Genomic DNA, 24,378 nt, shown 5'->3' with positions numbered 1-24,378 from the left:
CTTCGCTTCGCTCAGGATGACACCTGAAACACAAGAGAACAACGGCATCAGTTATACTCGGCTTCCATGAAAGCTTGTAAGCGGCTACTACTCTCCTCGGTTTGTGTTTTGATTCTCTGCATTGTGGCTCTTGGTGCGTCGGGGTTTGCACTCGACAGGCAGGCGGGGGCGGATTATCGCGCGCGGCGCGTGGCCCTGTCAGAAAAGCTGAATGGGGGCGTGGCCATTCTGTTTGCGGCGACCGAGTCGGAAGGACCGAATGCGGTTTACGGGTTTCGGCAGGACAACAACTTCTTCTATCTAACCGGGTGGGCGGAGCCGGGGGCGGCGGTGGTGATCGCTCCGGCAGCGGAGGCGCAAGGAGATGCGCCGGCGCGGCCGTACTCGGAGGTACTGTTCTTGCCGGCGCACAATCTGACGCAGGAGAAATGGACGGGGCCCAAGCTGGGAGCCGAGGATCCGAAGGCGCGGGAGATTACGGGATTTGATCGCGTGGCGACGCTGGATCAGATGCACGACATTCTGAAGCAGATCATGCCGCAACCACGCGGGATTGTTTACACGGCAACGAGCGAGGCTCCGGAGGCGACTCCTTCGACGACGCCGATGGAGTGGCTGAAGCGCAGCAATTCCCTGCCCTCATTTGTGCGCTTTGTTGGGGTCGATGATGTGATTGCCGAGTTGCGCAAGCACAAGGATGCGGGAGAGATTGAGCGCATACGGCACGCGACGGACGCATCGAAGGCGGCGCATCGCGCGGCATTCAAGGCGATGAAGCCGGGGCTGTATGAATATCAGATCGCGGCGCTGATGCAGTACAAGTACGGAGATGCGGGATGCGAGCGTCCGGCGTATTCGCCGATTGTGGGCGCAGGGTTCTACTCCACGGTGCTGCACTACTCGGCGAACACGAACCAGATTCACGATGGCGATGTGGTGGTGATGGACGTGGCGGGCGAGTATGCGATGTATGCCAGCGACATCACGAGGACGGTTCCGGCGAATGGGCATTTTACGCCGAGGCAGCGCGAGATTTACGACATTGTGCTGGGCGCGCAGCAGGCAGCGATGAAGGCAGTGGTGGCGGGCAAGAGTTCGTTGGGCAACAAGGGTCCGGACTCGCTATACCAGGTTGCGCTCGACTACATCAACACGCACGGGAAAGACTTGCACGGGCAGCCGCTGGGTAAATACTTCATTCACGGGCTGGGGCACCGCGTGGGGCTGGAAGTGCATGATGTGGGAAGCGGTCCGGTGGATAAGGGCGACGTGTTCACGGTGGAGCCGGGAATTTACATTCCCGAAGAAAAAATTGGCGTGCGCATTGAAGACATCGTAATGCTGGATGAGCAGGGTAAGCTGGTGAATTTGACGGCTGACCTGCCACATACGGCAGACGAAGTAGAAGCGGCGATGCGCAAGTAGCGCCGGAAAAGTGAGGCGGGCAGGCTCTACTCTGGTAAACTAGAGCCTTGTGATCATCAAGGTTCTTTTCGCGATTCTGATGCTGTCGGCTGCAGCTCTGATTGGAGTGGCGGTGGCTGTGGCGGTTCGAGTGTGGTGGCACTTGAAGGCGCGGCGCAGCGAAGGACAGCATGCCGCCGATGCAGATGTGGCGCGAAAGAATGGCACTCGATGAGGCGCCAGATGGATCGCGGCGGTTGCAATCAGGGTTGAGCACTTTGTACCCAGCGTTTTTGATTTGAATGGCAGTAAGCACTTCTAAGGGGGAGGCTACAGGCCTCCGGAAAAAAGGTTTATGAGCAGCGTTGGTACTGATTTGACGGAGATTAAGATTGCGCACAGTCCGGATTCGGACGACGCGTTTATGTTCTACGGCCTGGCAACGAACAAGATTCGCGTGCCGGGATTGAAGTTCACTCACGTGCTGTGCGATATCGAGACGCTGAATCACAAGGCGATTTCGGAAGCCTACTACGAAGTGACGGCGATCTCGTTCCATGCGTATCCGTACTTGCAGGACAAGTATGCGTTGATGCCGAGCGGCGGCAGTGTGGGCGATGGCTACGGTCCGATGATCGTGGCGACCAAGCAATTCACGCTGGACGAAGTGAAGAAGGTGAAGATCGCCATTCCGGGCACGCTGACGACAGCGGTGCTGGCGCTGAAGCTGTTTGCGCCGAATGTTGAGACGGAAGTGGTGCCGTTCGACAAGATCATTCCGGCGGTGCTGGAAGGCAAGTTTGACGCAGGGTTGATCATTCACGAAGGCCAGTTGACGTATGACAAGAGCGGCCTGCACAAGATTCTTGACCTGGGCAGGTGGTGGCGCGAGCAAACGGGTCTGCCACTGCCGCTGGGCGCGAACGCGATCAAGAAAGGGCTGGGACCGGAGCTGATTGCGAAGGTGTGCAAGGCTCTGCGCGACAGCATCCAGCACGCGCTGGACAATCGCGAACAGGCGCTGGCCTATGCCATGCAGTTTGCACGCGACCTGGACACGAATGATGCTGACAAGTTCGTGGGCATGTATGTGAACGAGCGCACGCTGGACTATGGTGACGACGGCCGCGAAGCAGTGGAGAAACTGCTGACGATGGGTCATGAAAAAGGCATCATTCCTCATCCGGTGAAGATTGAATGGGTGAGCGAGACGGTAAAGGCGTAAAGCTCAACAAGTGCATCTTAGGTGTGAAGCTCCGTGATACATCGCGGAGCTTTTTTCATTGGAGGCGACGATGCGGAACAACTGGATTCGAATAGGAATTGCCATGGTGATGCTGTGCTGTGCGGTGATCGGCGCAGTGGCCCAGCAGGATGACAGTGCAACGAAGAAGACGCCGACTGCGGTGAGCCATCCAGAGGACACGAAGACGCTGGAAAGCACGGTGGCAGCTCTGTACAGCGTGATTAGCGGACCGGCGGGAACGCGCGACTGGGCGCGGTTCCATGCGCTGTTCATTCCTGAGGCACACCTGGTATTTAGCGGTAAGAACCAGAAGGGAGAGCCGGTGACCCGCGTTATGAGTCCGCAGAATTATCAGGAGAGAGCGGGCGCAGTCTTCGAGAAAGAGGCTTTCTACGAGCGCGGAGTCGCGAATCATGTGGATCGGTTTGGGAACATCGCGCAGGTGTTCTCGACGTATGAATCACGGCACGAGAAGGACGGCCAGCCGTTTGCCCGAGGGATCAACAGCATTCAGTTGATGTGGGACGGCCAGCGGTGGTGGGTCGTGTCGCTGATATGGGACGCTGAACGGCCGGATAATCCGATTCCGAAGCAGTACGGGAAGTAGAGAGGGTGGAAGAGGCTAAGGCAGCGGCCCTGCAATAGCAACGGCGCTGCAACTGGAAAAGCAACCCCGAGGTCCTTCGCTGCGCTCAGGATGAAAACTCAAGTTTCTGCTGACGTCCTTAAATTGTGGTTCGCCTGGAAGCGTGCGGTTAGCGCATAGGCACGTCCCAGGAAAATTTTGGGAAGATGTCAACGGGGATGGATTGGGTGGATTCGAGAGATGAGGCGAGCGACGGCGGCATGGTGGAGTAGCGGGCGAACCACTTTTCGGCGCGGGCGCGGTCTCCGGTGGCTTCGGTTTCGAGCAACTCGCGGGTGAGCGCGGCGATGGCGTCGGGGAATTTGATTAGATCGATGCTGTAAACAATCTTGGCGGTGCCGCGGCTGAGGGTTCCGGCGTGGGGGACGATGGCTCCCTTTTCCAGCAGGTAGTTGAACTCCATGAGTTGCGCACGGCCGTGAGCTTCGGAGGTCCCGAAGCGAACGGTGCGGAGGATGCCGGCAAGGTAGGAGGCGGCGAACTCAGGCTGGCGCTCGCGAGGGAGCACGTTGTGTTCGATGAGCCACTGTAGGCCGAACATTCCGGTGACATCGGCTTTTGCCTCCTCCAGCGCGGAGTAGGTGGGGCCGATGGCTTGGCGGATGGGGACCTGATGACCGTCGACGTGGGCGTAGGCTGGGCCGAGGCCGTGGCTGATTTCGTGGAGGATGACGACGGTGAGATAGCCGTCGGCCGTGGGTGCGGCGGACTGCGAAGGATCGATCAGCTTGCGGGCGATGGGCAGGATAATGTGGTTGACTCGGGCGTCCATGAAGTTCTTGAAGAAAATCTTTTTGGTGCCGATGCTCGGTGAAGTGGCATCGATCTGTCCGACGGGCGGGAGGCTGGCGGCGACGGCCTGATAGCCGTGGAGGAAGTCTCCGGTGCGGAAGGGAGAGTCAACGACCTCCATGGGCGAGCTGGCGGCGTCGCGGGCGGGCTTGTCTTCGGCGGCGAGAGGGAGCGATTGCTGGATTTGCGGGATGGCTTCGCGGAAGAGGTCGAGCTTGCGGCTTTCCTCGTCATTGCGGATGAGGATGGCGGCGCCGTAGGAATTCTTTACGCCGAGAAGCTGGTCGAGATAGACAAGATACGGTGCGAAGATGAGATCGATCTTAGGCGACTTGAGCTGGAGCCAGAGCTGGTCGCTGTGAGTGTAGTTGTCGGTGAGAACGGCTTCGGCAGTGGCATTGAGGTAGGCGGCGAAGTCGGCATCGTCGCTGAGGGCGGCAGCTTCGCGAAGGTTCTTCGCTGCTTCCTGCAACTGGGCGCGAAAAGCGGAACGGTACGGCAGACCGACGAGATCGGAACCCATCTGGCGGACGAGCGTGTAGGGTGAATAGATTTCGGCGTGGGAGTCGGGGTGGGCGGCAACGTAGCTTTCGATGGATTCGCGAGTGGTGTTGAGCGGGTAGAAGCCGCGTCCGGCGGGAGCAGGCTCGGCGGTGATGAAGCTGCGGAGTCCGTCGAGCAGATCGTACTGGCCTCCGTTGATGTAGAGGTAGCGCAGGATTTGCTGATCGCGGGAGGTGTGGGCTCCGCGGAGCTGCGCCTGGAGAGTGAGCGCGTAGGGATCGCTTTGACGCCAGTAGATGGCATCGAGTTGGCGTGAGGCATCGACAAGCTTGGAGATCATCTTGAGGTCGCGCGGGGTGAGCGAGCGCGAGGGACGGAACGGCATGTCCACGGACTTCCAGCGGGAGATGCGGGAGGCGAGGTCGGAAGGGACCTTGAGCTGAGCACTGCTGGGAGCGGATCCTCCGATGGGGAACTTTTTCGGCGGGGAGATGCGGTGTGATTGGGCGAACGCGGAAGCGGCGAGGAGGAAGATGAGAAGCGAAGAGCGCATGGGGAAATTGTAGTCCTGAGGTGAGGGTTGAGAAGAAAGCAAAGGCAAGAGCAACCCCGAGGTCCTTCGCTTCGCTCAGGATGACACCTCAAAGAACAAGGGCAGAAGCAAGAGCAACTGTCACACAGTAAGAGCAGAAGCAAAGCCCCACTCAACGAAAAGAGCGTTGAATGGGGCACCCGCACCCGCAGTGGTTTGGAGGTCGAAAGGCGGGGGGATTTGGGTGAAGCTGGAATTGGGGGCCGCATAAGGGCTAGGGATAAACTGAGTCTATGGCTATCAATGGTGAACTGAAGGCTACGCGTCAAACGTTAATGATCGACGCGGATGACACACTTTGGGAAAACAATATTTACTTTGAGCGCGCGATTGCGAGTTTCATTTCGTTTCTGAATCACAGCGAATTTACTCCGCAGCAGGTGAGGCAGAAGTTGAACGAGGTGGAGCACGAGAATGTGCTCAAGTTGGGGTATGGGATCAAGAGTTTTGCGGCGGCGCTGGTCGCGACGTTTGAAAGACTCTCGGTGGAGCCGCTGACTCCGGCGCTGGAAGAGACGATTCATGGATTCGCGCAGACGATTGCGGAGCAGCCGATTGAGCTGCTAAAGCATGTGACTCCGACGCTGGAGGATTTGAGACAGAGGCATCGGCTGCTGCTGGTGACAAAGGGGAATCTTGTCGAGCAGTCGGGCAAGGTGGAGCGCTCGGGACTGAAGGCGTTGTTCGAAGGCGTCGAGGTGGTTCCGGAGAAGAATGCGGCGTGCTATAGGGAAATAGTCGATAAGTATCGACTGGAGCCTCTGAAGACGTGGATGGTGGGCAACAGCCCGAAGTCGGATGTGAATCCGGCGATCGCGGCGGGACTGAACGCGGTGTTTATTCCGCACGCGGAGACGTGGGTGTTGGAACATGCAGAGCTATGCATGGCTCCGGCACCGCAGACGCTGATGACGCTGGAGAATTTCAGGATGTTGGGGGACGTGTTCTAGGGGGTAGGGCGGAGGGTCCTTCGCTTCGCTCAGGACGACATCCGAGAAACAAAGAAAAGAGCAAGAACGGAATCAAAAAGCGAGAGCTGCGGCAAGATTAAAGGTCGGAGCAAAAACAAGATCAAAGACCCACTCAACGAAAAGAGCGTTGAGTGGGGCACCCGAAGGGTCATTGAAGGCGGGTGGACGATGGTTCAAGTTCAGTTGCTGGACTGGGACATGAGGCGAGCCCAGGACTGGAGTTTGCGATCGATGACGACGAAGCCTTCGGGGGGTTCGAGGCTGTTCTTCGGGTCGTCGTTGCCGTCCCAGCCGCCGGCAGAGCCGGTGACGGCGCCGTGGATCGTCGCGGCGGCCATGGGCTGCGGCTTGAAGGACATGAAGGCGGAATCGAAGGCAATGGCGGATTCGCGGCAGGCAAGGGCGCAGGCTCCGCAGTCGGTGCACTGGTCTTCATCGATGGCGAGATGGGTGTGTCCGAATTCGGAGACGGTGTGGATGCAGTCGTAGGCGCATGCATCCTGGCAGAGGGTGTCTTTTCCAGAGCATTTCGGCGAAATTTTGTACGGCATAACTTCCTCCCTTGATACGGCTGAGGTGATTGGGAGCGCGGTTGAGCCGTGCTCCGGCGAAACGTTAGTGCGCAAAACATTGGCCCGGCAAAACATTGGCGTGCGAAACATCAGCACGCCGGAAACGTTGGCGCGAGCGCGAGGCTCAGCGCCGGGATAGTGGACGCAGCCAGACGGCCTGTCCAAGAGCGACGAGGCTCATGGGGTTGTAGGCTCCGGCATAGACGATGGCCTTTTCGGGGCAGGCGATGGCGCAAGCACCGCAGTCAACACAGAACTGCGCATCGACGACGAAATGCTGGCGGCCATTGGCAGGCATGGACGTATCGGGCTCGATGCAGTTGTAGGGGCAGACATCGCTGCAGATGGTGTCCTTACCAGAGCATTGCGACGTGATTTGGAAGGGCATAACAAACTCCCCTGGCCGTGGTTTGGCGAAGCGCAATGCGAGCGCTGAAGGCTCCACTCTAAGCTCCTCGTGCGACGGCCTTTTGGATAAATGCACTTTGGGAAATGCACGCAAGTGACCAACTGCTGGGGTGCGGTGGGATGGTTGTAAGTTCCAGAAAAGGAAGCGGTCACGAGGCTCCCAATTTGGGGATGTGCAAGAGCGGTGGCGAAGAGTGACAATAGAATGTCACGACGTGACGTTATGTGGTCACGAGAGTAGGTCGGCAAGCGAAATGGAAACTAGCGGGGAGAAGTTGGCGCGCCAGAATGCGGAAGTGTTGGCGAGGGATCGCGAGCATTTGCAACTGCTGCTGGAAGTGAACAATGCGCTGGTGTCGAACCTCGAGCTCTCTTCCCTGTTTCACGAGATCTCGGCGGCGATTGGGCGTGTGGTGCGGCACGACTACTCGAGCCTGGTTTTATATGACAAGGCCAAGGATGAATTCCGAATCCATGCGCTGGATTTTCCGCAGGGCAAGGGCGTGCTGCACGAGCAAACGGTCTTCAAGGTGACGGGGTCGCCGACAGGGCTGGCATTTACGGAGCGCAAGCCGCTGGTTGTGGACAATCTCCACGAAGAACAATTTCCAAACGATGTGACGGGCTGGCTGCTGGAAGAAGGCATCAAGTCGGCGTGCTGGGTTCCGCTGCTGCGCAGAGACAGGTGCCTGGGAGTGCTGTGCGTGGGCAATCGTTCGGCGGCAATGTTTGACCAGGAAAGCATGGAGGCGCTGACGACAGTCGCGAGCCAGGTGGCGATTGCGGTAGAGAACGCAGTGGCGTTCCGCGAGATTCGCGAGTTAAAGGAACAACTGGCGAAGGAGAAGAGCTACCTGCAAGACGAGATTCGAGCGGAACATCATCCGGCGGACATGGTGGGACAAAGTCCCGAATGGCGGCAGGTGCTGGAGCAGATCGAGACGGTTGCTCCGACGGATGCGGGCGTGCTGATTATTGGCGAGACGGGCACGGGCAAGGAGATGGTCGCAAGGGCGATCCACGAGAAGAGTGAGCGACGCGAACACACATTTGTGAAGATCAACTGCGCGGCGGTGCCGACGGGATTGCTGGAGAGCGAACTGTTCGGGCATGAGCGCGGAGCTTTTACGGGAGCGATTTCGCAGCAGATTGGACGATTTGAGCTGGCGCACAAAGGGACTCTGCTGCTGGATGAGATTGGGGATATTCCGCTGGAGCTGCAGCCGAAATTATTGCGAGCGCTGCAGGAGCAGCAGTTTGAAAGGCTAGGAAGCTCGCGCACGATCAAGGTGGATGTGAGAGTGATTGCGGCGACGAATCGAGATCTGCTGCAACTGATGGAGGAACGGCAGTTCAGGCAGGATTTGTACTACAGGCTAAATGTGTTTCCAATAACGCTGCCGCCACTGTCGGGACGAAGGACTGATATTCCGCTGCTGGTGAACTATTTCGTCAAGAAATATGCGGCGCGGATGCGGAAACGGATCGACGCGATTCCGCAGGACGTGATGGAGTATCTGAGTCAATGCGACTGGCCGGGGAACATTCGCGAGTTGGAGAATTTCGTAGAGCGCTCTGTGATTGTGTCGCGGGGATCGACGCTACAGGTGCCTCTGACGGAGTTGCGCAAGCCGCAGAAAACGAATCCCGACACGCTGGAAGCGAAGGAGCGCGAATACATCCTGAAGGTGATGCGCGATTGCAATGGAGTGATCGGCGGAGTGAACGGGGCGGCATCACGACTGGGACTGAAGCGCACGACACTGAATGCACGACTGCGCAGATTGGGAATCACACGCGAGGAACTCTAGGGCGAAGTGTCTGCCGAAACGAATTAGCGACAGCAGGATAACTTCGTTGCTGATTCAAAAAGCGAAACAAAATCGCAGGGCTAACCAGAGAAGATGAGCTAGTTATTCCGGCTTGTTGTCATGCCAGGGCAGGCGGAACCGAGTTGCGTTTCTGCATCAAAAGTGATGTAGGACATACACCAACTCAGGACATATCCCCAGCTTGAGTACGAAGCTATATCCCTATCTATGCTGCATTGAAAGCCTCGGTGCGCGCGCGCGGAATACTGAGAAATCGAATATGGGCCACGCTACTCCACTTGAGGGGGTAGCTGATTGAGATCGAGAAACCTGTCGCTACAGGCACGGCATTCCACAAGAGAACAGAATCTGGAGATGGTTTCGATACCCGCGCACCTGAGCGGGGCGGAGCTTGCGGACATTCTGAATGCGCCGGAGCGCTTTCCGGCATTCGACGCGACGATCATCGAACGGCACCCGTACTATCGCACGCTGACGATTATCGTTCCGGTGTACAACGAGCGGAAGACGGTGCTGGGACTGCTGGAAAAAGTCCTGATGCAGGATACTTCGCCGCTTGCAAAAGAGATCATCGTCGTGGACGACTGCTCGACTGACGGCACGCGAGAGTTGCTGGAAAACGTGGACTGGGAGGAGTTTTGCCAGGATTCCGGCGACACGGTGCAATTGCTGTTTCATGACTGCAATCGCGGCAAGGGAGCGGGAATCAGGACAGCGCTGGAGCAGGCCAAAGGTGAGCTGGTGCTGATGCAGGACGCGGATTTGGAATACGATCCGGCCGACTACCCTGCCCTGCTGCGCCCGATCCTGAATGGACATGCGGATGCTGTGTTCGGAAACCGGTTCCACCCCGGAGCGCACAGGGTTCCGCGGTACTATCGCTACCTGCTGAACCGCGCATTCTCCATCCTGTGCAACATGCTGACCAGCCTTGCGCTGACGGACGTGACGGCCTGCTACAAGGTGATCCGGCGGGACATTCTTGACTCGCTGGCGCTGGAAAGTAACCGATTTAGCCTGGAAACTGAGCTGACGGTGAAACTTGCGAAGACCAGCGCGCGTATCTATGAAGTGCCAATCGTGTATCACGGGCGTACATATGCAGAGGGCAAGAAGATCAGCTGGGTGGATGGGTTGGCGGCAACCTATCACCTGTTCCGCTACAGGTTCTTCTAGTCTTGTTGCGAACCGCACGGACACGATGAGGCGGAGAGGACAACTATGCTGAATCTGAGGATGAGGTCGCTGCTGGTGGCGTGTGTGGCTGCAATGGCAATGGCGGCCGTGCCAGCGCAGGCCGAGGTACATGAAGACTTCCATAAAACCGTGGCAATGGATGCGAACGGGAACTTCACGATCAAGAACGTGAATGGCAGCGTGAACGTTTCTGCATGGGACAAGAACGAAGTACAGATCGATGCGGTGAAGACCGCGATCTCCGCTGAGAAGTTGCGCGACGCACGCATCGAGGTCGCAGGCAGCGGCCACTCGGTGGACGTCTCGACAAAATATCCTCCAGCGAGCAATAACGGCGCGAGCGTGGAATACACGATCCATGTGCCGCGGGGAGTGAAGCTGCAGGCAGTTGAGACAGTCAATGGCAACGTTCGAGTGGATGGCACCAAGGAATTGGTGCGAGCCAAAACAGTGAACGGAAAAGTGGACGTGTGGAATACGGCAGGCGATCTGGATCTGGGGTCGGTGAATGGCGACGTGAAAGCTTCGCTGAATGGCACGGGCAGCCACAATGTGAAGGTCAAGGTGGTAAATGGCACGGTGACACTGAACGTTCCGGCGACGACGAATGCCCGGGTGAAGATGAATACGGTGACGGGAAGTATTCAGTCGGATCTGCCGATGACGGTGAATAAGCCACAGTATGGGCCAGGCGCGAGTGTGAACACTACGCTGGGATCAGGCGGTGGGACGATTGATGTGGAGACGGTGAATGGGAGTATTCATCTGAGGAAGGGGTAGGGTGAAAACAAGAACAACCCCGAGGTCCTTAGCCTTCGGCTCAGGATGACACCTAAAAACAAAAGCTTAGAGCAAAGGCAAAGTCAAGAACCCCACTCAACGAAAAGAGCGTTGAGTGGGCCACCCGCCTCAGGCCACAGTGGAGAATGAGAGCGCGATGGGATCCTTCGCTTCGCTCAGGATGACACCGTAAAGACAAAGGCAAAGACAAGAGCAAAGGCACACCGAAATCAGCGCAGTTCGGGGAAGTCCTCTTCGCGGTATTCGACGGAGGGACGAGTGCCGGACTGTACGACTTCGGCTTCGGCGCGACGTAGCTGCACGCGTCGGATTTTGCCGGAGATGGTTTTCGGCAAATCGGAGAACTCGATGCGGCGCACGCGCTTGTAAGGGGCGAGCACCTTCCGGATGTGCTGGAAGATGGAGAGCGCCATGTCGCGCGAAGGCTCGGCACCGCTGCGCAGGATAATGAATGCCTTGGGGATCGCGGTGCGGATGGGGTCGGGCGACGGGACGACGGCGCACTCGACAACATCGGGGTGCTCGACCAAGGCGCTTTCGAGTTCGAAGGGGCTAATGCGGTAATCGGAGGCTTTGAAGACATCGTCGGCACGGCCTACGAAGGTGTAGTAGCCATCGTCGTCGCGCGACATGACGTCTCCGGTGTGGTAGAGGTTTCCGGTGAGTGGCTGAATGTGTCCGGCATCGTCCTGATAGCCGGGCATGAGGGCGAGAGGCGGAGGATTGAGGCGGATGCAAAGCTCGCCCTCGGTTGATTCCTGATCGTTCAAATCCATTAATTGCAGGCGGTAGCCGGGCATGGGGCGTCCGACGGAGCCGAGCTTGAGCGGCTGCGCGGGCGAGTTGCCGAGCTGCGCGGTGGTTTCGGTTTGTCCGTAGCCGTCGCGGATGGTGATGCCCCAAGCGTCGCGCACGCGCTCGATGACCTCGGGGTTGAGCGGCTCTCCGGCGCTGACGAGCTCGCGGAATTTCACTTTGTAGGAGGCGAGGTTTTCCTGCGAAAGCATGCGCCAGACGGTAGGCGGCGCGCAGAAGGTGGTGACTTCTGCCTTTGCCAACGCATTGAGCAGAGAGGCAGCGTGGAAGCGCGGCTGGTTGAAGGCAAAGACCGTGGCTTCGGCATTCCAGGGAGAGAAGACACAGCTCCACGCGTGCTTGGCCCATCCGGGCGAAGACAGGTTGCAATGGACGTCGCCGGGGCGGATACCGATCCAATACATGGTGGAGAGGTGTCCGGCGGGATAGCTGGCGTGGGTGTGCAGGACGACCTTGGGCTTGCTGGTGGTTCCGGAAGTGAAGTAGAGCTGCAACGGATCCGACGCCTGTGTGGGGTAGTCGGGAGTGAATTCGGTAGGCTGCGAGTATCCGGCTTCGAAGTCCTTCCAACCGCTGGGCAAGGGGCCTCCGACGGAGATGCAGGTGAGTCCGGTGACATGGCTGAACTTGGAGGACATGTCGGCAGAAGCGATGAGGTGTCGCACGTTGCCGCGAAGAATGCGGTCGGAGATGTCATCTGCTGTGAGGAGCGTGGTGGTGGGGATGACGACGGCTCCGAGTTTCATGCAGGCGAGAAGGGATTCCCAGAGCTGTGGAACGTTGCCGAGCATGAGCAGGAGGCGGTCGCCCCGACGGACTCCGAGGGTGCGGAGGTAGTTTGCAATCTGCGAAGACCGGGTGGAGAGTTCGGCGAAGGTCAGGCGAGCTTCACTACCGGAGTCGTGCATGACCCAGAGGGCGGTTTGATTGCGACGCTCTCCGCGAGCGATGACGTCGAACCAATCGAGTGCCCAGTTGAATTGCTGGAAGGCGGGCCACTGAAATTGTGAGTAGGCGGAGTTGTAATCTTCGCGATAACGAAGCAGAAGATCGCGGGCTGCCTTGAACTGTTCGTGAGCCGTACCACCGATGGCGGGAGTGGTCATTGCGCACCTCGTGCGGGGAAGACGTGGTGGTGCATGGGCCATCCCCACTGGCGGGGAGGGATTATGGCAGAAGAAGGAGGAATTTTCCAGTTGAGGGGAGAAATGCAGTTATCCGGGAGCGGAGAGGTGGGGTAGGGGTCCCTCGCTGCGCTCGGGATGACAACTTAAGAGGCACAGGCAAGAGCCCACCTCTGCCAAAGAAATGCAAAGGTGGGGCACCGGAAATTTAGGGCAACTGTGGTTAGGGGCGGGTGGCGGTGAGGAGAAGGGCACCGATGCGCTTGAAGTCGCGGAGTTCGTCGGCGCTTGCGAACCACTTGCCACTGTATTCGGCAGGGGTGGGAGTGAGGTCGGGGATGCGCTCGGCACGGGCATTCTCGAATCCGGCTTCGGTGATCTGGACGAGGTATTCGGCTTCGCTGCGGACCTGCACGGGGACGTTGAGTTCATCGACCCAGCGAAGGGAGTACGGGTTGTCGCGGTAGAGGTTGATGAGGATGAACATCTGCGCGTCGGGGGTCATGACCCGGTAGAGTTCGCGCAAGGCTTTGTGCTGGTCGGCGTAGTAATAGAAGCTCTCGATGGAGAGGACCTTGGTGACGCTGCCGTGGTCGAGCGGGAGTTCTTCGGAGGAACCGGTGAGAAAGCGGACATTCTCGACGGACTTGGAGGCGGCGATGGCGCGCTCGATCATCTGGTCGCTGACATCGACGCCGTAAACGAGGCTGGGAGCGACTTTGGGAGCCATGAGGCGCGTGGCCCATCCGGCGCCGCAGCCGAGATCAAGGACGGTGTCTCCGGGGGCGAGTTTCATGCGGTCGATGGTTGGGGTGGCGATGGAGATGTGGTGCGCTTCCATCTCTTCGCCGCGGCCATCGGCGGCCCACTGGTTAAACTCTTCGCGAAGCTGCTGGTCGGATGTGGTCATGGAGCACCTCGTTCGAAATGGACTCAACGGTAAGAGCAAGGGGAAGTCAAAATCAGATACAAAAGCAACCGCAACCCCGAGGTCCTTCGCTTCGCTCAGGATGACACTTCAAAAACAACTGCAAGAACAAAAACAACTGCAAGAACAAGAACAAATGCAAGAGCAAAAACAACTGCAAGAACAAAACAACTGCAAGAACAAGAGCAAATGCAAGAGCAAGGGCTAAAGCAAAATCCCCACTCAACGAAAAGAGCGTTGAGTGGGGCACCCGGGTGTGACGATCGCTAGTAAGCGCGGAGATCCTTGACGGCTTCGAAAATGTCATCGGCCTGAGGGAGGATGACGTCTTCGATCTGGGGCTGGTAGGCGACGAAGGTGTCCTTGGCGGCAACGCGGCGGACAGGGGCGTCGAGTTTATCGAACAGCTCGGTTCCGATGCGGGCGGCAATTTCAGCGCCGTAACCCCAGCTCTGCATGTCTTCATGGACAACGAGGACGCGGTTGGTCTTGGCAACTGACTTGGCGATGGCCTCGAAGTCGTAAGGGTTCAGGGTGCGGAGGTCCAGGACCTCGACGCTGATTCCGTGCTCGCGTTCGAGGCGCTGCGCGGCCTGGAGAGAGCGCGGGACTGTGGCTCCGTAGGTGACGATGGTGACGTCGGTTCCCTCTTTCCAGATGCGCGCCTTGCCAAACGGAATGGTGAAGTCCGGGCCGGGATAAGGGGCGCGTCCGAAGGGCTCGCGGTAGAGTCGCTTGTGTTCGAGGAAGAGCACGGGGTCGTCGCAACGGATGGCGGTGCGCAGGAGACCTGCGGCATCGAGCGCGTTGGACGGAAACACGACGTGCATTCCGGGCGTGTGGGTGAAGATGCTCTCGCCGCACTGCGAATGATAGACGGCGCCTCCGGTGAGGTATCCGCCGATGGCGACGCGGACGACGGCGGGGCAGGACCAGGCTCCGTTGGAACGCCAGCGGACGAGGGGAAGCTCGTTGCGAAGCTGGTGCATGGCTGGCCAGATGTAGTCAAAGAACTGAATTTCGACGACGGGTTTGAGACCGCGGGTGGCCATGCCGACGGCGCGTCCGACGATGTTGGCTTCGGCGAGGGGCGAGTTGAAGACGCGGTCGGAACCGAACTCGCGCTGGAGTCCGGCGGTGAGCTTGAAGACTCCGCCCTTGCCCTTGAGCTTCTTGTCTTCGAGGTATTCCTCGTTGGAGCAGTCGGCTACGTCCTCACCAAAGATCAGGATGCGCTGGTCGCGACGCATTTCATCGCGGAGGCAGGTGTTGATGAGGTCGGCCATGGTGCGGTCGCCGCCTTCGGAGGCGGGAGTGGATTCGAAGCGAGGCTCGGTCGGATTGAGGTCGCTGGAGTAAACGTGAAGGGCGTAGCTCGATTTCTCCGGGAAGGGCGCGTCGAGAGCGGCATCGGCGGCTTCCTGAACTTCGGCATCGACTTCGCGCTGGAGTTTTTGCGCGCTCGCGGTATCGAGAATGCCCTCGGAGATGAGGAACTTTTGCAAGCGGGCGATAGGATCGCGCTCGGCATCCTTCTTGCGCTCGATCTCGGGACGGTAGAGCTTTTCATCGTCGGAAAGCGAATGGGAGTACGGACGGATGACGTGCCCGTGGACAAGCGCGGGGCCGTTGCCGGCGCGGATGTGTTCGACGGCGCGGCGCACGGCAGCGTAGCTGGCGAGCAGGTCGGTGCCATCCACCTCTTCGAAATGGAAGTTGGGGAAGTTGGCGACGAGATGGCTGATGTTGCCTCCGGCGGTCTGGTACTTGACCGGGACGGAGATGGCGTAGCCGTTGTCTTCGACGAGGTAGAGGACGGGCAGCTTGCGATTGGAAGCCGTATTGAGCGATTCCCAGAACTCTCCCTGAGAAGTGGTTCCCTCGCCGGTGGAGACGTAGGTGACTTCGTCGGAATGATGCTCGACGTGGCTGAACTGGCGGTAGTCGCCTGTGGAGTCGGCGGCGGCGTCAGGATGGCGATGGAGGTAGCGGCTGGCGTCGGCGCAGCCTACGGCCTGCAGAAACTGAGTTCCTGTGGGCGACGAAGTGGTGAAGATGTTGTGCTCGCGGCTGCCCCAGTGAGAAGGCATCTGGCGTCCGCCGGAAGCGGGATCGTCGGCAGCTCCGACGGCCTGCAACAACATGGCGGTGGGAGTTACGCCGAGCGAAAGGCACAGGGCTCGGTCACGATAGTAGGGGAAGAACCAATCGTATGAAGGACGAAGATGAGCGGCGGCAGCGACGAGGAGAGCTTCGTGTCCGGCGCAGGAGATCTGGAAGAAGATCTTCTGCTGGCGCTTGAGCATGATTTCGCGGTCATCGAGGCGGCGGGAGAGATACATGAGCCGATACATCTCGATGAGTTGCTGGGGTGTTAGTCCCTCGTAAGTCTTTTCTGCTGTGACGGATGGCTCAGTCTGCGCTACTTTCAACGGCATTCCACTTCCCTCTTCTGAATTCCCGGCCGCTCCAATTGGATGCAAGAGGTTCGACCCAAATTCTTATTGTAAAACGAATGTCCGGTCACGTCTGCCCAGGTAGCTGGGTGCGAATATACTGAAGCCAAGATGATTCAGACGACACGACCGATTCCTGCGGCGGATGTGAAGCTGCTTATCTGGGATTTGGACGGTACGCTGGTGGACAGCGAACTGGACCTGGCGCACTCGATCAACGCAATGCTGCGGCACCTGAAGCGCCCTGAACTGCCGATTCCGGTGGTGGCCAGCTACATTGGCGATGGCGCGCCGATGCTGGTGAGAAGAGCGCTGGGCGATCCGGATGACGAGCCGCTGGTAGCAAGCTCTCTGGAATATTTCATGGCCTACTACCGCGAGCACAAGCTGGATCACACGACAGTGTATCCGGGTGTGATCGACACGCTGAAGACGATCCATGAGCGCGGGATCAAGATGGCGATACTCACGAACAAGCCGGTGAATCCGTCGCGCGGAATCTGCGATGGGCTGAAGCTTTCCGAATACATGTCGCAGATTTATGGCGGCAACAGCTTTGCGACGAAGAAGCCCGATCCGTATGGGGCCAAAGTGCTACTGAAAGAGCATGGCGCGGGGCCGGAGCAGGCAGTGATGATTGGGGATTCGCAGAATGACGTGCTGACGGCCAACAATGCAGGGATGTATTCGGTGGGCGTGAGCTACGGGCTGTCGCCGGAGTCGCTGCGGATTCATCCGCCGGACGTGATGATTGACCGGACGGAGGAACTGCTGGAAGTGCTCGGTCTAGGTGCATATTCCGGTAGCAGCACAGGTATCATTTCAGGCTAAAACCAGCTAATCTTATGTAAAGGTAAAAAGCAGGATTTGCGTTCGCGCCGTGAGAGTTGCTGTAAGACGCGCCTCGCGAGTGCGGACCTTCGTCCACTTTTTTGAATTCTGCAGTTTCTGGAGCACTCATACATGTACAAGATCGTGGACGCCCGCAATGTGGGCTTCAAAATCAAGCAGTTCGTGATTGAGGCACCGCGGATTGCCCGCAAGCAAAAGCCGGGGCAGTTCGTCATTCTGCGCCTGCATGAGCAGGGAGAACGCATTCCGCTGACGCTAAAGGCGTCCGACCCGGAAGCCGGAACGATCACGCTGGCGGTGCAGGCCATCGGCAAGACCACTTCGCTAATGAGCTGCCTGGAGGCGGGCGACTACATTCTGGACATCGTGGGGCCGCTCGGGCAGCCGTCGGAGATTGAAAACTTCGGCACGGTGGCGATTGTTGCGGGAAGCGTGGGCACGGCGATGGCTCTGCCGACGGCGCTGGCGCTGAAGAAGGCTGGTAACCATGTGATCTTCATCGAAGGCGCGCGGAACGTGGAGATGGTGGTGTTCGAGGACGAAGTGCGCGAGGCAAGCCATGAGACGTACATCATGACGGACGATGGCACGTATGGCGAAAAGGGCCTGGTGACGAAGAAACTGAACGACCTGCTGGCAGCGGGAACGAAGATCGATCATGTGCTGGCCGTGGGGCCGGTTCCGATGATGCGGGCCGTGGCGCAGGTGACAGTGCCGCTGGGAATCAAGACGATTGTGAGCTTGAACTCGATCATGGTGGACGGCACGGGAATGTGCGGCGGATGCCGCGTGCTGCTGGGCAACCAGAGCAAGTTTGCATGTGTGGATGGGCCGGAGTTTGACGCATCCATCGTGAATTTTGAAGTGCTGATGCAGCGCAACACGATGTATCGCGAGAAGGAATGCGAATCGCTGAAGCGATTTGAAGCGGAAAAAGAACAGGAGTTGGCCCAGGTGAGGGCTCAGTTTGCCAAGAAGGAGGCCGCCCATGCCTGAGACGAATACTCTGCCGAATCGCGAGCGAATGAAGATTGCACGTACGCATATGCCGGAGATGGATCCCGCGGTGCGCAGCCGCTGCTTTGAAGAAGTGAACTGCGGACTGGCCGTGGAGGACGCAAAGACGGAATCGACACGCTGCATTGCGTGCGCGAAGCCGGGATGCGTGATGCAGTGTCCAGTGGGCGTGAAGATACGCGAAGTTGTCGATCTGATCTATGCGGGTGAGTACCTGAAAGCGGCGGCGAAGATTCGCGAAGACAACGCGCTGCCGGCGATTACGGGCAGGGTGTGTCCGCAGGAAAAGCAATGCGAGGGTGGCTGCATTCTGGGCAAGAAGGGCGAGCCGATCGCAATCGGGAACCTGGAACGCTTTGTAGCCGACTACGAGCGCAAGAGCGGTCAGCTCGGATTGCCTGCAAAAGCTAACGCGACGGGCAAGAGCGTGGCGATTGTGGGCAGCGGCCCGGCGGGACTTTCGGCTGCAGGAGACCTGATCCAGAAGGGACATCGAGTGCGCGTGTTCGAAGCCCTGCATGAGCTGGGCGGCGTGCTGGTGTATGGCATTCCGGAGTTCAGATTGCCGAAGACAATTGTGCGCGGCGAGGTCGATAACCTGCGCAAGATGGGCGTGGAGTTTGAAACGAACGTCGTGGTCGGTAAGAGCGTGACGATCGATGAGCTGATGAACGACGAGAAGTATGACGCTGTGTTTGTGGCGACGGGTGCGGGTCTGCCGAAGTTTATGGGCATTCCGGGCGAGCATCTGAATGGCGTGTATTCGGCAAACGAGTTTCTGACGCGCGTGAACCTGATGCGTGCGTATCTGCCGGACCAGTACGACGAGCCAGTGTATGACTGCCGCGAAAAGAACGTCATCGTCGTAGGCGGCGGAAACACGGCGATGGATGCGGTGCGTACGGCAAAGCGGCTGGGAGCGAAGACGGCGACGCTGGTGTATCGGCGTTCGGAGGAGGAGATGCCAGCGCGCAAGGAAGAAGTGAAGCATGCGCGGGAAGAAGGCGTCGAATTCTGCATGCTGACGAATCCGCTGGAATTTGTGGGCACGGAAAAGGGCTGGCTGACAGGAGCACGCTGCGTTCGCATGGAACTAGGCGAACCGGATGCGAGCGGAAGACGGAGCCCGGTGGAGGTTGCGGGTTCGGAGTTTGTGTTGCCGGCAGACCTGGCAATTATTGGGCTGGGGACAACGGCGAATCCGCTGATTCAGAGCACTACGCCGGATTTGAAGACGAACTCGCGGAACTACATTACGGCGGATCCGGAGACGACGCGGACTTCAAAGCGCGGGGTGTTTGCCGGGGGCGATATTGTGACCGGTGGGGCAACGGTCATCTTGGCGATGGGCGCGGGAAGGAAGGCCGCGGCGTCCATTCATGAGTATTTGACGACGGGTGTTTGGGAGACGGAAGTACCCGTGTAAGAAGCGTGGATTGGCGGCCCCACTCTGATATGGAGTGGGGCCTTTCTTTTTGGGTCCTTCGCTGCGTGATCTTGCCCCTGCCAAACGTACCCCATGCTGAGCGATCATCCAATCGCAGTAGGGAGAGCGGAGATGGGGAAGGGGAGACGGGCGCGGTACACGCTGGAGTACAAGCAGGAGGCGGTGCGACTGGTTGAGTCTGGCCAGAGTATCGCTTCGGCGGCGCGAAGTCTGGGTCTGATTGAGCAAACACTGTCCAACTGGGTAAAAGCGCACCGGGAGGGCAAACTCAAGGGCGCCGACCATGGCAAGGCGGTCAGCGCCGAGCAGATGGAGATTAGCCGTCTGCGGGCCGAACTGGCGCGGGTCAAGATGGAGCGCGACATCCTGGAAAAAGCGACGGCGTACTTCGCGAAAGGCCAGAAATGAAATACGCCTTCATCCAACGCCACCGGCGTGTCTGGCCGATCCGTGTGCAGTGCCGGGTACTGCGGGTGAGCGTGGCCGGCTACCATGAACACTTTGCCCGTCGACGCAACGCTCTCCGCCACCTGAGCGACGAAGCACTGCTGGTGCACATCCGCGCGGTGTATGCCGAGCATCGCGGAGCCTACGGGTGGCCGCGCATCTGGCGGCAACTGCGCGAGCAGGGCGTGCGCGTCGGCAAACAGCGGATCCAACGACTGATGCAGCAGCACGGCATTCGAGCCCGCGGCAAACGGCGCTTCCGAGTGATGACTACGAACAGCCGGCACAACCTGCCGATTGCGCCGAACCTTCTGGATCGTAACTTCGCGGCCGCCGCTCCGAACAAAGTCTGGGTTGGAGACATCACCTACATTCCAACCGACGAAGGATGGCTGTACCTGGCGGTGGTGATCGACCTGTTCAGCCGCCGTGTTGTGGGTTGGTCTCTGCGCGATCATATGCGGAGCGAACTGGTGATCGACGCTCTCGAAATGGCTTGGTTCGAGCGCTGTCCGGGCAAACACAGCGGGCTGATCTTTCATAGCGATCGGGGCTGCCAGTATGCCAGCGATGAGTTCAGTCAGCGACTGAAAGAGCATGGAATCCAAGCGTCCATGAGTCGCAAGGGCAACTGCTGGGACAACGCCGTGAGCGAAACCCTGTTTGCCTCGCTCAAAGTAGAGCGGCTGCACGGCAAACGCTTCGCCACCCATCGCCAAGCGAAAGATGAAATCCTGAACTGGCTACGGTGGTATAACCAAACCCGGTTGCACTCAGCTCTGAACTACCTCAGCCCGATTCAGTTCGAACAAACACGAACCAAAGCAGGCTATGGAAAAGCAGGAAAGCAAAAAACGCTTTCCAACTTTCCCACAGCCACGACGACTACGCATTCTGAGGGCAAGGTCAGCGCTCAGGATGACACCTTAAATACAAATACAAATACAAGAACAAGAACAAAAGCAACGCAAGGACCAGTGCAACGCAAGAACAAGAGCAAATGCAAAGATTCTCCGCTCGATTAGGGCAGGAGCATGTGGAGGCCAGGGGCGAGTTGCGAAGTAATGGTGGCTTCGGGGTCCATGCCATTGATGCGGAAGCGGACCACTCCGGTGCGGTCGAGGAGCAGGTAGGTGGGGCAGACGTTGGCGGCGAAGAGGACGCGGAGGGTTTCGTCGCCGTCGCGGGTTTGAGGCCAGGTCATTTCATTGGCGGTGACGAAGTCGCGCCATTTCGGGGCGCTCTCATCGACGCTGATGCTGAGGATGACGAGGCGGTCTTTGTACTCGTCGCGGAGGCGCTTGAGCTCGGGGATTCCGGCGCGGCAGGGCGGACACCAGGTGGCCCAGAAGTCGATGAGGACGACTTTGCCTTTCAGATCGGAGAGCGAGAGTTGCTGGCCATCGATGGTGGTGACGTGGAAGTCGGGGGCGAATTCGAGGCGCTGGGCTTTGGGGTTGGCGATCCAGTGGCTGATCATCTCGCGAGAGTCGTTGTCGAGGTCGGGAGAGGCGGCAAGGGCGTTTAGTTCGCGCAGACCGTCGTCGAACTTGCCCTGACGAAGGAGGGAGAGGCCGAGGAGGATGCGTGCTTCGAGGCTCTGGGCGTTCACGGCCAGAGCGGCGCGGGCTTCGGATTCGGCGGAAGCTAGGTCGGCGGGGCTTTTGCGGGTTTCGAGGAAAATGGAGCCGCGTTGGATGTGAGCGAGGGTGCGCTCGCCAGGGGTGTTGGCAAGTTGCAGGGCTTGTGAGGATTCGGCGAGGGCGGAGGACTGTTGGTCACCGAAGCGTCCGCGGGCGCGCGCCGCCATGGCGAGGCAGGGGGAGCAGTGTGCGCTGAGGTCGGAGTTGGCCTTCTCGAATTCAGCGGCGGCGAGGGGGTAGTCGCCCTGGACGTAGGCGGACTGGGCGGCGAGGTAGTGCGCGTTCGACTCATATGAGGTCTGCTGGGCGAGGAGCAGGGTGGGCAAGGCAAGGAACGTGAGGAGGAAGGCGATCCGCATGATGATGTCCGATGAAGTTTGTCTCTGTTGATGGTAATGCGTGAAGGGGCGCTGGGGAAGGCCGAAAACTCGCCCGTAGGGATGCACACGGTATAATCGAGAGATACCCAGAGTCCGCCGTAGCTCACTGGGAGCCGGCTGGAGCTCGATGGGAGTGGGGACTCCCGCCAAAGATCATGGAATTAAAAGTTCAGAGTAATTACAAACCGCAGGGCGACCAAGCCAGCGCGATTGAGCAGCTTACGCGTGGGCTGGGCGAAGGCGAGAAGCACCAGGTGCTGCTCGGAGTGACGGGCTCGGGCAAGACCTTCACGATGGCAAAGGTGATTGAGGCGTGTCAGCGTCCGGCGCTGGTGATGGCGCATAACAAGACGCTGGCAGCGCAGCTATATCACGAGTTCAAGAGCTTCTTTCCGCAGAACGCGGTGGAGTACTTCGTTTCCTACTACGACTACTACCAGCCGGAGGCGTACATTCCGGCGGGCGATATCTATATCGAGAAGGAAGCGACGATCAATGACGAGCTGGACAAGCTGCGGCTGAGCGCGACGCGTTCGCTATTTGAACGGCGCGACTGCATCATCGTGGCGTCGGTGAGCTGCATCTATGGCCTGGGTTCGCCGGAAGCGTATTACGGCATGTTGCTGTTCCTGGAGAAGGGACAGAAGATCAAGCGCAAGGAAATCACGAGCAAGCTGGTGGAGATCCTCTACGAGAGGACGGAAGGCGACTTCAAGCGCGGAACTTTCCGGTGCCGGGGCGATGTAATCGAGGTCTTCCCTACTTACGACGACAGCGCGTACAGGATTGAGCTGTGGGGCGATGAGGTGGTCACGCTGGCGCAGATCGATCCACTGTTTGGCACGGTGAAGCAGAAATATCAGCGGCTGCCGATCTATCCGAAGTCGCACTACGTGATGAAGCCGGAAACGAAATCATCGGCGATCGACACGATTGTGCAGGAGATGTTGTGGTGGGAGAAAGAACTTGAGAACCAAGGGAGAATCGTGGAGGCGCAGCGAATTCACCAGCGCACGCGATTTGACCTGGAAATGATCAAGGAAATGGGCTACTGCCACGGCATCGAGAATTACTCGCGCCACTTCACGGGAAGGCTGCCGGGCGAGCCTCCGCCGACGCTGCTGGATTATGTGCCGAGGGATTATCTGCTGTTCATGGACGAGTCGCACCAGACGGTGCCGCAGGTAAGAGGAATGTGGCATGGCGACCGCTCGCGCAAGCAGAACCTGATCGACTATGGCTTCCGGCTGCCGAGCGCGCTGGATAACAGGCCGCTGACGTTCGAGGAGTTTGAGGGGAGAGTGAACCAAGTTATCTACGTGAGCGCCACGCCGGGGCCGTATGAACTGACAAAGTCGAGCGGCGTGGTGGTGGAGCAGATCATTCGCCCGACGGGGCTGGTGGATCCACAGGTTGAGGTGCGTCCGGTGAAGGGGCAAATTGACGACCTGCTGCACGAGATTCGCGCGAGGGTGGAGAAGAACGAGCGCGTGCTGGTGACTACGTTGACGAAGCGCATGGCGGAGGATCTGGCCGAATATTACAGCGAGGTCGGAGTGCGGTGCAGGTATATGCACTCGGAGATAGAGACGCTGGAGCGCATCAACATTTTGCGCGATCTGAGGAAGGGCGAGTTTGATGTATTGATTGGTATCAATCTATTGCGCGAAGGATTGGACTTGCCGGAAGTTTCGCTGGTGGCGGTGCTGGATGCGGATAAGGAAGGCTTCCTGCGCTCAATGGGATCACTGATTCAGACGATTGGGCGATGCGCAAGAAACGTTGAAGGGCGCGCGATTCTGTATGCGGACAGAATGACAGATTCGATGAAGCACGCAATCGGCGAGACGGATCGACGCAGGGCAATCCAGGAGGCATACAACGAGGAGCATGGAATCATTCCGCAGACAGTGGGGCGCTCGGCAGATATGTCGCTGGCACAGGTGATTGGCGCGGATTATGCCGAGATTCCGGCGGACAACGACGGGGTGCCGGAATTCAAATCGCAGGAGCAACTGGATGCTTTCATCGCAAAGATGGAGGAAGAGATGCGCGAAGCGGCGAAGAAATTCGAGTTTGAACGCGCAGCGAAGTTGAGAGATGCGGTGAAGGAACTGCGGACAAAGGAATTTCTGTTCTCGTAGAAAGCTGGAAAATTGGGCGCAAAAAGAAAGAGCGTTGAGGGGCCATGTGCCACTCCTCGCTCTCTTTCTTTTACATGGGCCATGTGCCCATTTTTATTGCGCAGAAGATGAAATGCCTAGCTATTGAGCTTGCGATTCTTGTCGATGGGAACCGGTGTG

20 protein-coding genes and 1 pseudogene are annotated in these 24,378 nt (G+C 58.7%); 14 read left to right on the top strand and 7 right to left on the bottom strand.

What is annotated here, in order from left to right:
• Positions 1-108: 108 nt before the first annotated feature.
• The 4 genes from AC6IY8_RS03360 (at position 109) to AC6IY8_RS03345 (ending at position 3,257) form a co-directional block, all read left to right on the top strand.
• Positions 109-1,425, top strand: a complete 1,317-nt coding sequence (locus AC6IY8_RS03360) for an aminopeptidase P N-terminal domain-containing protein (RefSeq protein WP_497777282.1) — start codon at positions 109-111, stop codon at positions 1,423-1,425.
• A 49-nt stretch (positions 1,426-1,474) separates the two neighbouring features.
• Entirely contained in the window at positions 1,475-1,639 is a 165-nt protein-coding gene (locus AC6IY8_RS03355; protein WP_497777281.1) for a hypothetical protein, read from the top strand.
• A 120-nt stretch (positions 1,640-1,759) separates the two neighbouring features.
• Positions 1,760-2,629: a menaquinone biosynthesis family protein gene (locus AC6IY8_RS03350; RefSeq protein ID WP_497777280.1), complete on the top strand. Its 870-nt coding sequence runs from the start codon at positions 1,760-1,762 to the stop codon at positions 2,627-2,629.
• Between the two features lie 70 nt (positions 2,630-2,699).
• Complete coding sequence (locus AC6IY8_RS03345; protein ID WP_497777279.1) at positions 2,700-3,257, top strand: hypothetical protein; 558 nt, start codon at positions 2,700-2,702, stop codon at positions 3,255-3,257.
• Positions 3,258-3,405: 148 nt separating this feature from the next.
• Here AC6IY8_RS03345 and AC6IY8_RS03340 read toward each other — a convergent pair whose 3' ends face one another.
• The gene (locus AC6IY8_RS03340) at positions 3,406-5,145 is read right to left on the bottom strand and encodes a DUF8614 domain-containing protein (protein ID WP_497777278.1); all 1,740 of its coding nucleotides are present in this window, start codon (positions 5,143-5,145) and stop codon (positions 3,406-3,408) included.
• Positions 5,146-5,417: 272 nt separating this feature from the next.
• Here AC6IY8_RS03340 and AC6IY8_RS03335 point away from each other — a divergent pair, with 272 nt between their 5' ends.
• Entirely contained in the window at positions 5,418-6,134 is a 717-nt protein-coding gene (locus AC6IY8_RS03335) for an HAD family hydrolase (RefSeq protein WP_497777277.1), read from the top strand.
• Between the two features lie 200 nt (positions 6,135-6,334).
• On the opposite strand, the gene AC6IY8_RS03330 is transcribed toward AC6IY8_RS03335, so the two are convergent.
• Together AC6IY8_RS03330 and AC6IY8_RS03325 are read right to left on the bottom strand one after the other, a co-directional pair.
• A complete protein-coding gene (locus AC6IY8_RS03330) occupies positions 6,335-6,706 on the bottom strand; it encodes a 4Fe-4S dicluster domain-containing protein (RefSeq protein ID WP_497777276.1) in 372 nt (123 codons plus the stop codon).
• 145 nt (positions 6,707-6,851) lie between these two features.
• A complete protein-coding gene (locus tag AC6IY8_RS03325; RefSeq protein WP_497777275.1) occupies positions 6,852-7,115 on the bottom strand; it encodes a 4Fe-4S dicluster domain-containing protein in 264 nt (87 codons plus the stop codon).
• Positions 7,116-7,389: 274 nt separating this feature from the next.
• Here AC6IY8_RS03325 and AC6IY8_RS03320 point away from each other — a divergent pair, with 274 nt between their 5' ends.
• The 3 genes from AC6IY8_RS03320 to AC6IY8_RS03310 all read left to right on the top strand — a co-directional run bounded on the left by AC6IY8_RS03320 (position 7,390) and on the right by AC6IY8_RS03310 (position 10,944).
• Positions 7,390-8,946, top strand: coding sequence for a sigma 54-interacting transcriptional regulator (locus AC6IY8_RS03320; protein ID WP_497777274.1), 1,557 nt, complete (start codon positions 7,390-7,392; stop codon positions 8,944-8,946).
• A gap of 375 nt (positions 8,947-9,321) precedes the next feature.
• Positions 9,322-10,143, top strand: a complete 822-nt coding sequence (locus tag AC6IY8_RS03315; protein ID WP_497777273.1) for a glycosyltransferase family 2 protein — start codon at positions 9,322-9,324, stop codon at positions 10,141-10,143.
• 45 nt (positions 10,144-10,188) lie between these two features.
• Positions 10,189-10,944 carry a DUF4097 family beta strand repeat-containing protein gene (locus AC6IY8_RS03310; RefSeq protein ID WP_497777272.1) on the top strand — a complete coding sequence of 252 codons (756 nt, stop codon included), beginning with the start codon at positions 10,189-10,191 and terminating at the stop codon, positions 10,942-10,944.
• A gap of 230 nt (positions 10,945-11,174) precedes the next feature.
• Here AC6IY8_RS03310 and AC6IY8_RS03305 read toward each other — a convergent pair whose 3' ends face one another.
• Together AC6IY8_RS03305 and AC6IY8_RS03300 are read right to left on the bottom strand one after the other, a co-directional pair.
• A complete protein-coding gene (locus tag AC6IY8_RS03305) occupies positions 11,175-12,887 on the bottom strand; it encodes an AMP-binding protein (RefSeq protein ID WP_497777271.1) in 1,713 nt (570 codons plus the stop codon).
• Between the two features lie 241 nt (positions 12,888-13,128).
• The gene (locus tag AC6IY8_RS03300; RefSeq protein WP_497777270.1) at positions 13,129-13,815 is read right to left on the bottom strand and encodes a class I SAM-dependent methyltransferase; all 687 of its coding nucleotides are present in this window, start codon (positions 13,813-13,815) and stop codon (positions 13,129-13,131) included.
• Between AC6IY8_RS03300 and AC6IY8_RS03295 the strand changes: the two genes are divergently transcribed.
• Entirely contained in the window at positions 13,814-14,041 is a 228-nt protein-coding gene (locus tag AC6IY8_RS03295; protein ID WP_497777269.1) for a hypothetical protein, read from the top strand. The genes AC6IY8_RS03300 and AC6IY8_RS03295 overlap by 2 nt on opposite strands.
• 58 nt (positions 14,042-14,099) lie before the next feature.
• Here the strand turns inward: AC6IY8_RS03295 and AC6IY8_RS03290 are convergent, their stop codons facing one another.
• Positions 14,100-16,271 (bottom strand): alpha-ketoacid dehydrogenase subunit alpha/beta, encoded by a 2,172-nt coding sequence (locus AC6IY8_RS03290; RefSeq protein WP_497777268.1) that lies wholly within the window; start codon positions 16,269-16,271, stop codon positions 14,100-14,102.
• A gap of 129 nt (positions 16,272-16,400) precedes the next feature.
• Here AC6IY8_RS03290 and AC6IY8_RS03285 point away from each other — a divergent pair, with 129 nt between their 5' ends.
• From AC6IY8_RS03285 to AC6IY8_RS03270, 4 genes and pseudogenes are all read left to right on the top strand, one after another.
• On the top strand, positions 16,401-17,120 hold the full coding sequence (locus AC6IY8_RS03285) for an HAD family hydrolase (RefSeq protein WP_497777267.1): 720 nt from the start codon (positions 16,401-16,403) through the stop codon (positions 17,118-17,120).
• A gap of 132 nt (positions 17,121-17,252) precedes the next feature.
• Complete coding sequence (locus AC6IY8_RS03280) at positions 17,253-18,137, top strand: sulfide/dihydroorotate dehydrogenase-like FAD/NAD-binding protein (RefSeq protein WP_497777266.1); 885 nt, start codon at positions 17,253-17,255, stop codon at positions 18,135-18,137.
• A complete protein-coding gene (gene gltA, locus AC6IY8_RS03275) occupies positions 18,130-19,584 on the top strand; it encodes an NADPH-dependent glutamate synthase (protein ID WP_497777265.1) in 1,455 nt (484 codons plus the stop codon). The genes AC6IY8_RS03280 and gltA overlap by 8 nt, the downstream gene beginning before the upstream one ends.
• Before the next feature lie 132 nt (positions 19,585-19,716).
• Positions 19,717-20,882: pseudogene (locus AC6IY8_RS03270) on the top strand (IS3 family transposase); the annotation flags it as partial.
• 191 nt (positions 20,883-21,073) lie between these two features.
• Here AC6IY8_RS03270 and AC6IY8_RS03265 read toward each other — a convergent pair.
• Positions 21,074-22,141 (bottom strand): TlpA family protein disulfide reductase, encoded by a 1,068-nt coding sequence (locus AC6IY8_RS03265; RefSeq protein ID WP_497777264.1) that lies wholly within the window; start codon positions 22,139-22,141, stop codon positions 21,074-21,076.
• Positions 22,142-22,230: 89 nt separating this feature from the next.
• Between AC6IY8_RS03265 and uvrB the strand changes: the two genes are divergently transcribed.
• Positions 22,231-24,219 carry an excinuclease ABC subunit UvrB gene (gene uvrB, locus AC6IY8_RS03260; protein WP_497777263.1) on the top strand — a complete coding sequence of 663 codons (1,989 nt, stop codon included), beginning with the start codon at positions 22,231-22,233 and terminating at the stop codon, positions 24,217-24,219.
• Positions 24,220-24,378: the final 159 nt, after the last annotated feature.

The organism is Koromonas soli, assembly GCF_059726265.1.
This window is presented reverse-complemented; position numbering and strand designations above follow the sequence as displayed.